We start from the raw sequence: 14,315 nt of genomic DNA on the forward strand, positions 1-14,315 counted from the left end.
TAATGAAAATATTTAACGTGATAAAAGCACTAACCACTGGCTTTTTACTTGCTGCCTCATGCTCAGCGCTAAGCCATGCAGGCCACGGTTCAAACGCGCCTTGGGAAGCATGTGAAGCAAAAGCCATTAATGAAGATTGCAGCTACACAAGCCATGATAAAAAAGCGACAGGCACATGCCAAGCAATGAACAAAGTACTTATGTGCGTTCGAAATAAACCACTTGAAACATTAATAGACAAAGCAACCCAACCAGCAAGTGATCCAAAGCAATCTGTAAAATCACTCGCTAAACGATAAAGTAACAGCTACACGCCAAAGCCTTAACGCTGTTTGTTAAGGCTTTTTTAATCGCAAATCATTAGAAAGCATACCCTTTATCTGTTAAGTTAGCTTTGTGTATCAAATAATAAAAATAAAATTCCAAAAATGGAATTACACAAGCAAGGTACTAACGTGAGCGCTACATTTAAAATTGTTTTTAATGGTCAGTTATATCAAAATACTGACCTTACCTCTGCCCAAGAACAACTCAGCCAACTTCTTAATATTCCTCATAATATTGTTATTCAGTTGTTTGATGGAAAAGCTTACGCTTTAAAAAAAGACTTATCGAGTATTGATGCTGTTAAAACAGAATCCTCACTTAAAAAGCTAGGTTTGATTACTAAAGTAGAACCTCAACTCATTACTGTAATCTCTCAATCTCAAAATAATCAAATAGCACTCACTGAGCACAGTAAAAATACAGATAAACACATTAGTGAAAGTACTGACGGCAAAAGTATTTCAATACAAAATGAACGCCTAGATACAGACGAAGCCCCAAATACAGCTGCAGCTGTTAAGCAAAGTTATAATAAATATAAACTACTGCGTAACACTTTAAAAAGCGCATTGTATTTTTGCTATTGCGCACTTTGTATTATTACCATAATAGGCGTAGTGATCAGTGTTAATGCACTTAAAAATAACTTTGGCACTCTAAATAATGGAACTACAAATAACTTAAGTTACCAAAACTATAAACAATATTTGATTGATCAAAATAGCCTAAATAAACCAACAAAAAAAGTAACAAACGAGCGAACAGCTAACCCTACACAGCAAAAAAGCAATGAGTACTTTAGTCGCTTTTCATCGCTAATAAATAGCTACGCGCAAAGTACAGGACAAGCTGATATAAAAACGATGGGGGGTGATAAATTACAACAGCACCTACAAGAAATAGATGACCTAGGCCCTAAAAATGAATTTTGGCAGCAACTGATACAACTTTCAAAAAGCTTAGATAACGATAAGCACGCAATAGGGATGCTAAACAATACTGACCCCGCCAAAGTACAATGGATAAACGCAGTAGATTGGATCAGCCAAAGCTATATTAGGCAACATCAAAACTCGCAAACTATAAATAACTCTCCTGTCGCTACCGATGAGCCAAGTAACCCCATACTTAACCTAACGTTGTTAATAAGTATGCTGTCATTATTTAGCCTGCTTGTGATTGCAATAAAAATGAAGCTACGCGCTATAAGACATTCTTAAACTTTATTTTATAAAAACCATAAAAAAACCCGCAAATTTGGATTAACAAATTTGCGGGTTTCTTATGGTTTTCGAATAACGAGTTCAAAAACCTTTATTGGTGGAGCTGGGGAATATTAATTAAAGCAACAACCCATTTTTAAAATTGATTAATTAAATCAATAGAATAGGCACTTACCTTAGTACTAAAATAAATTCTCACTGTTATAAATTATAGTTACGAATACAAAGTATAAATTTTTAATTTAAATTTCCAGCTAACTCAACCACTCTTTTAAAATCCTCCCAAAACCATACCTTATAGTTTTTAGAGTCTTCAGACCGTGATTCGAAAGTGTCTCTTATTTTCACAAAAGTAGTTCTCATTACACCATTAGCTAAAGAGGATGCATCTTGTTTATTAACCAAATGGTGCATTCCATTTATAGTAACATCTTTTTTTCTATCGTAGCTATCTCTGTATGAGCGGTTATACATTACTGAATTTTTCACATTCAATCTATATAACTCCGAGAACATAGTTTTTTTATCCCTGTTTATACTAACGACAATGTCGTTTAAAGAATCAACTTCTGTAGCTGGTGTATCATTAGCTCTTTCTATATATTGCTTATGTCCTTTATCAAATTCGATTAATGCAATTAACAGACAAAAAACATTTATTACTTGAAGCCTATTATTTGTTTCATATGAGGAAATTGACGTCCTCAAACATGCTTTCAATTTATCTATTAATTGATCAAGATCTCTTAAGCTTAAATCGTACACTTTAGCCATCCACTCAATATATTGAGCAATTGTATTATTCTGGCTATTTTCGAGAACAGGATAAATCTCAACTTTCCCAGTTAAATAATCAAAGCTAAAATCGTTTAACCCTAAATAATGCTCATGATCTGGTTCAGCAAGCTTAGCTTCGCGATTAAAAAAACGCTTTAGATAAGTATTAGAGTCAAAATTAGAACCGTAAACTGATCTTATCGACTCTTGCAGTTGTGTAGTATCTGTAGCCACAACAAAAACAAAGTTTTTGGTCGTGAAAAAGTGCTTGATCACTTCTAGCATTTCTATGGCGTAATTAGGTCTACATCTATCAAGCTCATCGATTAATACTATCACAGGCAACTTTTTATCATGATTCCTTTCAAGCACTTCAGCTAAAAGTCCTAGTTCTTTTCTGATGCTTTTAATAGCTTCTACTTGTTCTTCATGATCTTTCTTTATACTCGTAAGAAAATCTTTAGGTGAGGTTTCAAAGAAAGTTTTTACTACTTCTCTTCCAGCAGCAGAGTCATCCACAAGGTGCTTGGTAGCCAAACCAGCCCCTGCTATTACTACCCCCTTTAACGCTTTACCTAGAAAACCTTTTAACTTATCCAAATCAGACCCAATGTTATGGTTAATTATTGAAAGTTGATTAATTAGCTCACTAGCAACTACTGATAATGGAACTTCCGAAAAGTCACTTTCCCATGCATCAATATAAATAGTCGGATGCCCTTCATTCGTCAGGTGTGTGTATAGGCGTCTTAAAAATTCAGTTTTTCCTGTTCCCCAAGCACCATTTAAGTTAAGCACAAAGCCGTCGTGTTCACCCTTAATATAGTTAGTTAAAAACTCACCATACTCTTTACGATTAAGTTTACAGTTATCGAATGTATATTTTTCTAACCACTCGGGGTATTTACAGTTCGTGTTTTTCATATAGCTTTATAATCCATTACAAAAATTATTATTTACTTTACCTGCCAATAACCAGCTGTTTTTTAAACGATTTTTACTATCATATTATGCCCTCTAAATAATTAATACTCCCCTCAACCGTACTGAGCGACCTGCCTATATTAATTGCTAATGTGCGTTTTTGATATTGAGATCATTGATAATAAAGCTAATTATTGATTTATCAAGGTGTGATAATCTTAAACTATCATTTAAACCGTCATTTAAACCGTCATTTAAACCGTCATTTAAACCGTCATTTAAACCGTCATTTAAACCGTCATTTAAACCGTCATTTAAACCGTCATTTAAACCGTCATTTTGGCATCAAAAATCATCTATAAAATAAATTCAATAAAAGGAACACTATTTGCTTTTTGAGTTATTTGTCGGATAGCCAAGTAACGACCACCTTGGTATTAAAATTTTATAATGACTTTAAACTGCATATAAAAACATGAGTTGTATATTAAGAAATCAACTCAAATCGCATCCATAAAAAAACCCGCAACCTGATTGCTCAAGTTGCGGGTTTCTTATGGTTTTCGAATAACGAGTTCGTAAACCTTTATTGGTGGAGCTGGGGGGATTTGAACCCCCGTCCGAAAAGCCTCGACCGTCGGTACTACATGTTTAGTATTGTCATTTAATTAACCTTTAAGTCCCGGACAAACACGGTAAATAAAGGCGAGGCCGCTTAGTTTTAGCGCTTCAACCCCGGCCAGGGTTTCCGTCGCGATCAGGTGTTAGGGTGACACTCCAAAATCCAGTCCACAAGAATACATGGAAGGAGCGCTAGCCAGCCTAAGCTGCTAGAGAGTAGTTATCGTCGTTTGCGATTACTTTAGGTTGCGGCTGTTTAACGAGGCAAACCGCACCTCGACATGCACCTTGGGCTTCTTGAATTCCGTCGAATCCTAATCAGCCCCTGAATTAGTAACTCAATTCAGAGCGTGCAAACAGTATAACTGAGTAAAGTACTGATACTCAAGGCCTAGTAACGCTTTATTTTAATTGCATGTGCCAATCGCGCATTAAGTAACCAAAATTTAGTTTGTGCAAGCCTATATAAACATTTACTTAACAATGTGTTTAACCTGTGTTCAAATAAGGAGTTAAGGTTTTTGTCATTTCTAAACCTTTAGTTGTAAAAAAATAAAAATAATAACAGGCATAATTTAAGGAATTTATAAATGTCGGTTTTTTCATTTGATCAAAGTACAGGGTTTGTCTCTTTAGTAAGTCATCCTATTGATAGTGGTTTTCCTGTTACGAGTACTCAGTTAACGCAAATGCTAGAGCAATCTGAGTTTAGTGAGTACGAAGTTGTAATTGCCAATATTGGAAAGCTTTTTGCGCCAACTAAAAATTATCAGGAAGTATCGCTTGTAGTTGCTAAAGCTGTAGATGCGTCGCTTGTCATTAATATTGATGAAAAAAATATGGTCGCAGAAGCAACATTAACTACCGCTAAAGGTGGCGCACTTTTGTCTATGGAAGGCGCGCAAAAAGCACTTGCTGATGCAGGTGTTAAAAAAGGAATAAGTCCTCGTGCGCTTGATACCTTTTTAGGCCAGCAGTTTGAGCAACCAGCAGGAAGCTCTTACAGTGCCATAATTGCACATGGGCGCAATCCAAAAGAAGGCAGCGATGCTAAATTTGTGCGTTTATGCTCAACAGCTCAAGACCGAGTACTCAGCCCACAAGCTAAAGAAGGCGGTAAGGTTGATATGAAAAACCTTGGCGCTATTATCACCGTAAAACCTGGCACTCCCTTAATGCAGCGTATTGCAGCGACCCCTGGAGAAGAAGGCTATACGGTATTTGGCGATTCAATTAGTGCAAAACCAGGTAAAGATCACCAACTCCAGCCTTTCGAAGGTACAAAAGTAGATCCTAATAATCCTAATATGCTTATTGCCGACTGCAAAGGTGTGCCCGTTGCCCTACCCCGTGGTATGCGTGTAGATGACGTTTTATGCTTTGATAACGTAGATGTAAGTACAGGCCATGTTGATTTTGATGGTAGCGTAATTATTACTGGCGATATTAAAGACGGCATGCGTGTAAAAGCCAATGGTGATATTACGGTACTTGGTTTTGTAGAATCAGGAACTGTTGAAAGTAAAAGTGCGGTAACCATTATGCTTGGCGCAATTGGCCGAAAACGTGAAGGCGAGGAAGCATTTACGTGCTGTATAACCGCTCAGCGAACTATTTCGATTGGTTATGCCCAGTACTGCAACATTAAATCCGAACAAGATTTATTTATTGAACGCCAAACTCTGCATTGTGATTTGAGTGCTAGGCGATTAATACGTGTAGGCAAAGCAAATGACCCGCGAGGTAAAATTATTGGCGGTAATATTTTAGATGCTATGCGCATTGAAACAGGTGAACTAGGCGCGCCAGCCGGTACTAAAACGCGCGTATTTTTAGCACAGCTCTGGTTTGAGCTTCGCCAAAAGCAAACACAAATAACCGATTTTGAAAAAGTACTTGCAACCAAAGTAGCGGCTTTACAACAAGCTCGTGAAAAAGCGAGTAAAATTGCGGGGGCAGCTCAGCGCCAGCAATTCATGAATAAGATAACTGAAAATGAACAACATATAAAAATACGCTCTGCCCATATTAATCGTCAAAAACTACTTATTAAGCAAAAAATAACGCAATTACTTGCCAGTAGCCGTTTAAAAGTAAACGAATTAATGCACCCTGGTGTGGAGCTTAAAATAGCGAAAGATTCTAAACAATTTTCGCGTATTTACCCGCCCCACCTAGTTAAGCTAACTGAGGGTAAAATTACTCAGACGTTTTAGCGTCTTCGTCATTTTTTGTTTCAGTTTCAACTTCGGCACCAGTTTCGGCGTCAGCGTCGCAATCGTCGGTTGGGGCTAATGGCCAACCACCTAATTGCTGCCAGCGGTTTACTATTAAGCAATAAAGCTCAGCTGTACGTTCTGTGTCGTAAAGCGCTGAGTGCGCTTGGCTGTTATCAAACTCGATACCAGCCGCTCTACATGCTTTTGCTAATACAGTTTGCCCTAACGCTAAACCCGCTAAAGATGTTGTATCGAAGCTTACGAAGGGATGAAATGGCGTACGCTTAATGTTATTACGCTCTATTGCTGCATTTAAAAAGCCATGATCGAATGCGGCATTATGCGCCACAATAACTGAGCGTTGACACCCAGCGGCCTTTTGAGCTTTACGTACTACTTTACATATTTCTTTAATTACTTCATCTTCAGGTACTGCGCCACGTAATGGTGAAAATGGGTCTATACCATTAAAGTCGATAGCGGCTTGTTCTATATTAGCGCCTTCGAATGGCTGAACATGAAAATGAACAGTATGATCTATGCTGAGCAATCCTTCGTCATCCATTTTTAAAACAGAGGCTGCAATTTCTAATAAGGCGTCTGTTTCTTTGTTAAAACCTGCAGTTTCAACATCAATAACAACAGGAAAAAATCCACGAAAGCGTTTTGCGAAAGGTGTTTGCTCAATATTTGCCATAGTTTTCTTTGTTTATACGTGTAAGCTGACTATTATGTCAAAATTGATGCCCCCTAGGCTAGGGGATTTAAGTATTTATTGCTTTAAAATTGTAGGCACATAACTTGCTTTAACTTATAAGTTAGTTACGTAGAGAACAAACTAATCATTGCAGTCATAAATTTGCCAAATTATTGGCATTCCCGGATAGCTGGAGAGCACCATGAAGTATAAGTTGTTATTTATTAGCCTTAGTATAAGTGCAGTGCTTTGTGGTACTCACTCGCAAGCTGCTATGCGCCAATACACAGCAACCCAAGACAACTCCAACTGGGAAGTCGTTAAAACAACGCGCTTACAATGCCAATTAAATCATGAGGTTCCTTATTACGGCGAAGCTATTTTTAAAGCTTCAGCAAGTAAAAATAAAAACTTAACGTTTAATTTAGATATGGTTGTACGCCCAGATAACTACGCAATTGCAGGCTTAAAAGCAGTGCCACCAACATGGCGCGCAGGATTGCCTGCACGCGATATTGCAAACATGAAATTACTTAAAAAGTTTGATGGCGAGCTAGGCAATAAAACCGCATGGGAAATGCTTACCGAGCTTGAAAAAGGCTACTACCCTACTTTTTATTATCAAGACTGGCAAAACAGTGCCGATAAAATTGCCGTTGGTATATCGAGCGTAAACTTTAAACAAGCTTACTGGGCTTTTTTACAATGCCGTGATGAGCTACTCCCTTACAGCTTTGAAGATATTTCGTTTACTGTAATGAACTATCAATCTAACAGCAGTAAATTAACTAAATCCTCGCAACAACGTCTTGATAAGATTGCTGAGTATTTAAAAAATGATGCAAGCATAGAGTCCATTAGTATTGACTCATACACCGATAGTTATGGCGGGCGCTGGAATAACTTAGATTTATCGCGCAAGCGCGCCAAAACTATAAAAGATTATATGGTGAGCTTAGGTGTTGATGAAGGCAAAGTACAAACAACCGGTTTCGGTGAAAAACGCTTTGTTGATAATAACGATAACATTTTAAGCCGAGACAAAAACCGTCGTTTAATTATTCAAATAGAAAAGATGTAGTAAAGCTAATTTTCGCTTACTTTCTTTCGCTTTAAAACTTATCACTAAATTGAAAAAATGTAGTAAAGCTAATTTATGTTTACTTTTTTTCGCTTTAAAAACTTATCACCAAATTGAAAAAAGCCCAGACTAATTAAAATAATAACCGCACCAATTATTAACTCTTGGCTTAGTGACTCATTGTTTAGCCAAGCTCCCAAACCTAGCGCAAAGCTAGGAGTTATAAGAGTAGTAAGTGATACCGTACTCGCATTAAGGTTTTGCAGTACATGAAAATACGCCAAAGCCCCTACTAAAGATCCAAATATTCCTAGATAACCAATAGCCCACAATGATTTTGCACTCCAGTTTTGTATATGCAATTCACCGTCTAATAACCACCACGCAATAAAAAAGAGTGGGGTTACAAAAACCAATGCGCCAAATGTTGTGGCCATTGGATGAATCGCAATTTTTACGCGCTTGATCATCACACCACTTAAACTAAAAAAGCAGACCGCCATAAACACATAAAGTAACCCGAGCCCTTGAGTTTGCGAGTTTTGTACTTGGTTATAACTAACAAAATATAAGCCAATTAAGGCGCACGCTAACGCAACTAATTTAATCGGGCTAAATTTAGGCTCATTTAATAGCTGTTGAGCAAGCAATCCCGACAAAATAGGTGCAAGGCCAAACATAAGAGAAATAATACCTGAAGGCACTGTTTTAGCTGCCATATAGCTTAGTAGCATGCCACCAAAAATACCTATACTCGAATAAAAATAAAGTAAGCATGCATTTTTGCTCCAAGGCACTCTAATATTTGTAATGGCAACAATTAAGCCGCCTAACAATAGCCCCACCAGCATTCGCATTAACACTGCAAGTGTTGGCGATACAGTGTCACTACTCCACACAATACCCAGTGGTGTAGTAGACCATATAAGAACCATGAAAAAATACGATACTTTAACTGGCACGTGACATCCCTACGCTTTATATGAATGAATAAAACAAAGAATAAATTATACGCTCACTACCGTGTTTTAGTACTTTTTAAACACTAAAGTCCTTAATAAATACAGTTGTAAATTGTAAGTTACATTTTAATACTGCTCTTTTATTACAAAACTATTTGAGATTTGAGCAACTAGTTATATGGTGCATCAATATTAATAATAATTAAGGTAATTAAGTGCTTAAAAATAAAACAACGGGAAGCATGTTAATTGTTGCAGGCACCACTATTGGTGCGGGTATGTTGGCATTGCCAATTGCATCTGCCGGGCTTGGGTTTAGTACTGCACTTGCATTAATAATAGCTAGCTGGTTACTAATGACCTACACCGCACTACTCATGTTAGAGCTACACCAATATGCACCACGCGATGCAACATTAAATACATTGGCTAAATTATGGCTTGGAAAGCGCGGACAATATATTGCGAATTTTTCGATGATTTTTTTATTTTATGCTTTATGCGCCGCCTATATTGCAGGTGGTGGTGCACAACTTCAAGCGCGTATAAATATAGGCTTTGATGTAGATATAGCCCCACAGTTTGGCTCTGTGATCCTCGCTGTTATTATTGCAAGTGTTGTAACACTAGGCACTAGCAAGGTAGATAAACTAAATAGAGTGTTATTTACAATAAAAATTATTGTATTAGCTAGTTTGTTTTACATGCTTACCCCTTATGTGCAAGGTAAGCACTTATTAGAGATGCCTGTAGAGCAAGGATTAATCCTTTCAGCTATACCGGTTATATTTACTTCGTTTGGTTTTCATGGCTCTATCCCTTCTATTGTTAAATATGTTGGTGTAGAAATAAAAGTACTGCGCAAAGTAATGATTGCTGGAGCCGCCCTGCCTTTAGTCATTTATATTTTTTGGCAACTACTTAGCCAAGGTATTATGAGCCAAGCTGATTTACTCAACAGCCAAGGTCTTAATGGATTTGTATCTAGCGTGGCAAGTATTGCGCATAACCCAAGTGTGGCAACGGCCGTTAAGTTATTTGCTGATTTAGCACTTGCGACATCATTTTTAGGGGTGAGTTTAGGGTTATTCGATTTTTTTGCTGATGCATTTAAAAAGGGTGACAATAAAACAGATCGAATTAAAACGGCCTTAATTACGTTTATTCCGCCACTTGGCTTTGCATTATTTTATCCTCAAGGCTTTATTATGGCCTTAGGTTACGCTGCTATAGCACTTGTCGTCCTTGCAATATTTTTGCCTGTAGCAATGGTTTATAAACAGCGTACAACATCAAATAAAACAGGCTACCAAGTTAAAAGCGGGAATGTTGGGCTTGGTATAGCAGCTATATGTGGCATAACTATTATTGCTGCGCAGTTTATGCAAATGGCGGGGCTTATTCCTGCTATCGGTTAAAGGTTGCTGCTTTTTGTTTAAATTTAGATAATAAAAAACCGCACATCATTACTAATGATGTGCGGTTTTTTTATTAACTGCGTTTATTTACAAACGTCAGCTACAGCATTTGAAAAGTATTCAATATTTGAATGACTAACACCTGCAACATTTACGCGGCTAGAGCCAACAATGTAAATGCCGTATTCTTTTTGTAGGCGAGCAATTTGCTCTTTATTAATACCTAAGAAAGAAAACATACCGTTTTGACGTTCAATAAATGAGAAGTCTTGCGCAATATCTTTCGTTGCTAAGCTTTCTTTAATTAAGCTACGTAAGCCATTTATACGACTACGCATTTCATCAAGCTCAGAGTGCCACAATTGTGTAAGCTCAGTACTGCTTAAAATAGTATTAACAATATCGGCACCATGCGCTGGCGGCATTGAGTAAATACTACGCACAACGCTCAGCATTACAGAATTTGAAATATCAGCTGCTGCGCTGTCTTTTGCAATTAGTGAACATGCACCAATACGCTCGCGGTATAAGCCAAAGTTTTTAGAACATGAAGAACAAATAATTAGCTCTTCTACTGCATCAGCTAAAATACGTAAGCCGCGTGCATCTTCTTCAAGTGAAGCGCCAAAGCCTTGGTATGCAATATCAACAAGTGGTGTAAAGCCAACTTCTTTTGCAAGTTCAGCAACCGTGTTCCACTGTGTTTCGCTTAAATCCATACCGCTTGGATTATGACAACATGCATGCAGTAAAACCACATCGCCTTTAGGCACTTGTTTAAGTGTGTTGATCATTTCATCAAACAATAAATCTTTATTTTCGTAATCGTAATATGGGTATTCTTTTACTGTTAAGCCTGCAGCTTCAAACAAGCTAATGTGGTTAGCCCATGTTGGGTTAGTTACCCAAACAGTCGCGTCTGTATTACAACGCTTAATAAATTCAGCTGCAACACGAAGTGCACCTGTACCACCTGGCGCTTGCGCAGTACGTACGCGATTTGCTAGCAATGCTTGATGTTCGCCTAGTAATAACTGCTCCATTTTTTGGCAGTAATCTAAATTACCCGCTAAACCAATGTAAGATTTGCTCATTTCGTTTTCAAGACGAAACGCTTCAGCTTTTTTAACCGCTTTAAGAACCGGTGTATTGCCTTGCTCATCTTTGTAGACACCTACACCTAAATCAATTTTATTAGGGTTTGTATCTTGTTTATAGGCCGCCATAAGGCCAAGAATAGGATCTGTTGGTAATGGTTTTAATACTGAGAACATTGGCTATCTCTTATCGTTATTTAGGGGTTAGCTGTTAAGCTAAGCTTAACATAAAAGCACATCATATTGACTAGCGTTATTTACACTAGAAAGTGAGGAATTTTAATACAACATGCAATTAAAACAGCAAGCGTCTTTTCATCAAAAAAATCATTTTTAAAGGCTTCTGCATCGATAATACCAACACATTCATTTTTTGCGTTGAATAAAGGTAAGCAAGTTTCTGACTTAACTTTAGGATCGCATGTGTAGTATTCACCGCCTTGTGATAAATACGCTTCAACGTTATTAATAATTCGGCCCTTGTGAGATAGCGCAACTTGTACGTTATTACTCCCTGCTGCAAATGCTTGCGTTAAAGGAAACAACGGGCGACTAGGCGCACCATGATAAGCTAATTTTAACAGTTGCTTACCTTCACTTGTATTAGTTGATTGATAAATACCATACCAATCAACGCCTGTTTGCTGTTCGATGTAGCTTACAATACTTTGTAAATTAGCTAACTTAAGTTGTGTTTGCTCATCACCTTTAAGATAGTCAGTTAATTTGAATGGCTCATCTTGTAAGTAACCAAATAAACTACACGCTCCGCCCTCGCCAAGCTCTGGTATTTGATACTCCCAACGCACATCAGGTAAAGTTGAGTTTGTAAGATGCAGCTCAAGCTTTTCAAGCTCTGTTGCAATCAAAGTAGGATTAGCACTTAATTGTGCTTGTTTTAGGTAAGAAGAAATCATTTGGCCATCCATACATCTAAAGTTTCGAGGATAATAGCATGGATATTTTTACAGAGCTAGCTCAACTTGTAGCACATTTCAACTTGATTACCACAGGCGTTATAAGTAACTTTTTCGGCTATTTCTTCTAATAAAGACACGCCTCTGCCAAATTCATTATTAACTTTTGACAACTCATCTTGCTTACTACTAAACCCTCGGCCTGAATCACAAATAATAAAATATAAACTGAGTGTGTCGGGGCAATAGCGCATATCAATAATAATCATGGCATCGGTAAGTTTAGCCAGAGCTGCTTCTCTTAATTCGTAATATCGAAAAAAGCCGTCTTCTTGTTGTTTAATTTTGGAGTTTAGCCCTAGCACACCATGATCAAGCGCATTATTATAAGCCTCAGACAAAAGTAAAAATATATTAGAACGATGGGCATTTAATCCCTCAACACTGCTCAAAATATTAACGATGTCGTAAACGGGGTCTGTTTTTTTTATTTGCTCTGAGTTTAAACTCAAAGATAAATTAAAAGCTAAAGTAGAAAATGCTTCTCGCTCTTGCTCCTCAGGAATTAAAGGCAGGCAGTTTAGTAAAACAATGCTTAAATCGTCTTGTTGTTTAGTACCATCTGCAAACTCAGTAACGTTAGCAACTATATCTTCACTACTAATCATCGACTTACTTTTTAAGGTTTGCAAAAAACGCTCTTCCCCAAAAAATATATCTTCTTTGTTTGCTGTTTCTATAATTCCGTCGGTTGCTAATACAAGGCGAGTATTACTATTTGTTTCAAAATGAATAACTTCATATTCAAATTCTTGTTCATCTAAAATCCCCAGCGCCATGTGTTGTGATTCTAATGTTTGTTTTACATTACCGTCTTTATCTATTAGGTAGGCATCGGGTAAGCCGCCCATCCATGCAGAAACACTTTTACCGGATGCACTAAGCTCTACAATGGTCGCAGCACAAAACATATGCCCAGGTAATAAATTGTACAATAGTGTATTTAGCTCACAGGCAATATCGTTAACCGCCATGCCCTTTTGGGCCATAGTGTAAAACACACGAGAAACCGGTAATGCGCCAATTGCTGCTGCTAGGCCGTGGCCAGTAAAGTCCCCCAGCATGCAATACAAATTACCGATTGGGCTTTGGGCTACTAAAAACATATCGCCGTTAAACATAGAGGCAGGTGATAAATTAAAGTCGAGATACTCTTTAAATTTACCTTGGTTTTCTAGTGAGTTATTAAAAATATGTTCAATTATTTCGTGTTCACGTTCAATTTGATTATGATGATATTCAAGCAATTTTTTTTGTTGATTGGCTTTTTTACTCAGCTCTCTGGTGCGGATATGTGCTTTAATTTTTGCATGCAGAATAACTTTTTCAAATGGTTTATGAATAAAGTCATCGCCGCCTACTGCAAGGCAGCGCTCAAAGCTTGCCTGATCATCTAAAGAAGTAATAAAAATAATCGGTAGATAGACTTCGCTATACAGCTGCTTTATTTTTTCAGCGGCCTCAAAACCATCCATTACAGGCATTAAAACATCGAGTAAAACAACGTCTATTTGCTCTCTTTTAAGTACATTAAGTGCATCTAGCCCGTTATAAGCCACAGATATTTTATAGCCCTCTTGCTCAAGCATTTTACTTAATAAAATACGATTGAGAGCCTGATCGTCAACAATCAACACATGTATCATTAGCTAATATCAAACTTTTTATCAAAACGTGAAATTTGTAGGATTTTTCTAAGCTGAGGCTGGCAATTACTTATTTCGATGGTTTTTACTTGGCTATCAATGGTTTTTTTCATGTTAAGTAACATGCCAAGTGCTGAACTATCCATGTAGTCAGTCTCTCTTAAATCGATAATAACCTTTACAGTTTTTTCGTTCATTTGAGCATAAGCTTGGCGAAAAGATTGCACTAAATTAAAGTCAAATTTACCTTTAATTTGTATTGTTAATGTTGTGCCATCGACTGATTCATTCTTAGTTAAACTCATAGTAAACTCCAATAATATTTCCTTTGAACTAAATATAACCT

The 14,315-nt window shown here is 37.2% G+C and carries 12 protein-coding genes and 1 other RNA gene; 5 read left to right on the forward strand and 8 right to left on the reverse strand.

Annotated features, from left to right (window positions below; all coding sequences use genetic code 11):
- Window positions 1-2: 2 nt before the first annotated feature.
- Both I6F49_RS02825 and I6F49_RS02830 read left to right on the forward strand, forming a co-directional pair.
- The gene (locus tag I6F49_RS02825) at window positions 3-299 is read left to right on the forward strand and encodes a hypothetical protein (RefSeq protein WP_197178229.1); all 297 of its coding nucleotides are present in this window, start codon (window positions 3-5) and stop codon (window positions 297-299) included.
- A gap of 156 nt (window positions 300-455) precedes the next feature.
- The gene (locus I6F49_RS02830; protein WP_331461437.1) at window positions 456-1,547 is read left to right on the forward strand and encodes a hypothetical protein; all 1,092 of its coding nucleotides are present in this window, start codon (window positions 456-458) and stop codon (window positions 1,545-1,547) included.
- A gap of 240 nt (window positions 1,548-1,787) precedes the next feature.
- On the opposite strand, the gene I6F49_RS02835 is transcribed toward I6F49_RS02830, so the two are convergent.
- On the reverse strand, window positions 1,788-3,251 hold the full coding sequence (locus I6F49_RS02835; RefSeq protein ID WP_197178231.1) for a KAP family P-loop NTPase fold protein: 1,464 nt from the start codon (window positions 3,249-3,251) through the stop codon (window positions 1,788-1,790).
- A gap of 590 nt (window positions 3,252-3,841) precedes the next feature.
- Window positions 3,842-4,198: a transfer-messenger RNA gene (ssrA, locus tag I6F49_RS02840) on the reverse strand.
- 264 nt (window positions 4,199-4,462) lie between these two features.
- Between ssrA and I6F49_RS02845 the strand changes: the two genes are divergently transcribed.
- Complete coding sequence (locus tag I6F49_RS02845) at window positions 4,463-6,088, forward strand: DUF342 domain-containing protein (protein WP_197178232.1); 1,626 nt, start codon at window positions 4,463-4,465, stop codon at window positions 6,086-6,088.
- Here I6F49_RS02845 and rnt read toward each other — a convergent pair.
- Window positions 6,072-6,788 (reverse strand): ribonuclease T, encoded by a 717-nt coding sequence (gene rnt, locus I6F49_RS02850; RefSeq protein ID WP_197178233.1) that lies wholly within the window; start codon window positions 6,786-6,788, stop codon window positions 6,072-6,074. The genes I6F49_RS02845 and rnt overlap by 17 nt on opposite strands.
- Window positions 6,789-6,990: 202 nt before the next feature.
- Here rnt and I6F49_RS02855 point away from each other — a divergent pair, with 202 nt between their 5' ends.
- Entirely contained in the window at window positions 6,991-7,869 is an 879-nt protein-coding gene (locus tag I6F49_RS02855; protein ID WP_197178234.1) for a flagellar protein MotY, read from the forward strand.
- Between the two features lie 68 nt (window positions 7,870-7,937).
- Here I6F49_RS02855 and I6F49_RS02860 read toward each other — a convergent pair whose 3' ends face one another.
- Window positions 7,938-8,831 (reverse strand): DMT family transporter, encoded by an 894-nt coding sequence (locus I6F49_RS02860; protein ID WP_197178235.1) that lies wholly within the window; start codon window positions 8,829-8,831, stop codon window positions 7,938-7,940.
- Between the two features lie 215 nt (window positions 8,832-9,046).
- On the opposite strand from I6F49_RS02860, the gene I6F49_RS02865 reads away from it, so the two are divergent.
- Window positions 9,047-10,249: an aromatic amino acid transport family protein gene (locus tag I6F49_RS02865; protein ID WP_197178236.1), complete on the forward strand. Its 1,203-nt coding sequence runs from the start codon at window positions 9,047-9,049 to the stop codon at window positions 10,247-10,249.
- Window positions 10,250-10,332: 83 nt separating this feature from the next.
- Here the strand turns inward: I6F49_RS02865 and I6F49_RS02870 are convergent, their stop codons facing one another.
- The 4 genes from I6F49_RS02870 to I6F49_RS02885 form a co-directional block, all read right to left on the reverse strand.
- Window positions 10,333-11,523, reverse strand: a complete 1,191-nt coding sequence (locus tag I6F49_RS02870; protein WP_197176738.1) for an amino acid aminotransferase — start codon at window positions 11,521-11,523, stop codon at window positions 10,333-10,335.
- 80 nt (window positions 11,524-11,603) lie between these two features.
- The gene (locus I6F49_RS02875; RefSeq protein WP_197178237.1) at window positions 11,604-12,263 is read right to left on the reverse strand and encodes a GAF domain-containing protein; all 660 of its coding nucleotides are present in this window, start codon (window positions 12,261-12,263) and stop codon (window positions 11,604-11,606) included.
- 56 nt (window positions 12,264-12,319) lie between these two features.
- Window positions 12,320-13,969 (reverse strand): SpoIIE family protein phosphatase, encoded by a 1,650-nt coding sequence (locus I6F49_RS02880; protein ID WP_197178238.1) that lies wholly within the window; start codon window positions 13,967-13,969, stop codon window positions 12,320-12,322.
- Window positions 13,969-14,274 carry an STAS domain-containing protein gene (locus tag I6F49_RS02885; protein WP_197178239.1) on the reverse strand — a complete coding sequence of 102 codons (306 nt, stop codon included), beginning with the start codon at window positions 14,272-14,274 and terminating at the stop codon, window positions 13,969-13,971. Before I6F49_RS02885 ends, I6F49_RS02880 begins: the two co-directional genes overlap by 1 nt.
- Window positions 14,275-14,315 lie beyond the last annotated feature (41 nt).

Origin of the sequence: Pseudoalteromonas sp. SWN166 (assembly GCF_015864485.1) — a bacterium.
GTDB lineage: Bacteria > Pseudomonadota > Gammaproteobacteria > Enterobacterales > Alteromonadaceae > Pseudoalteromonas.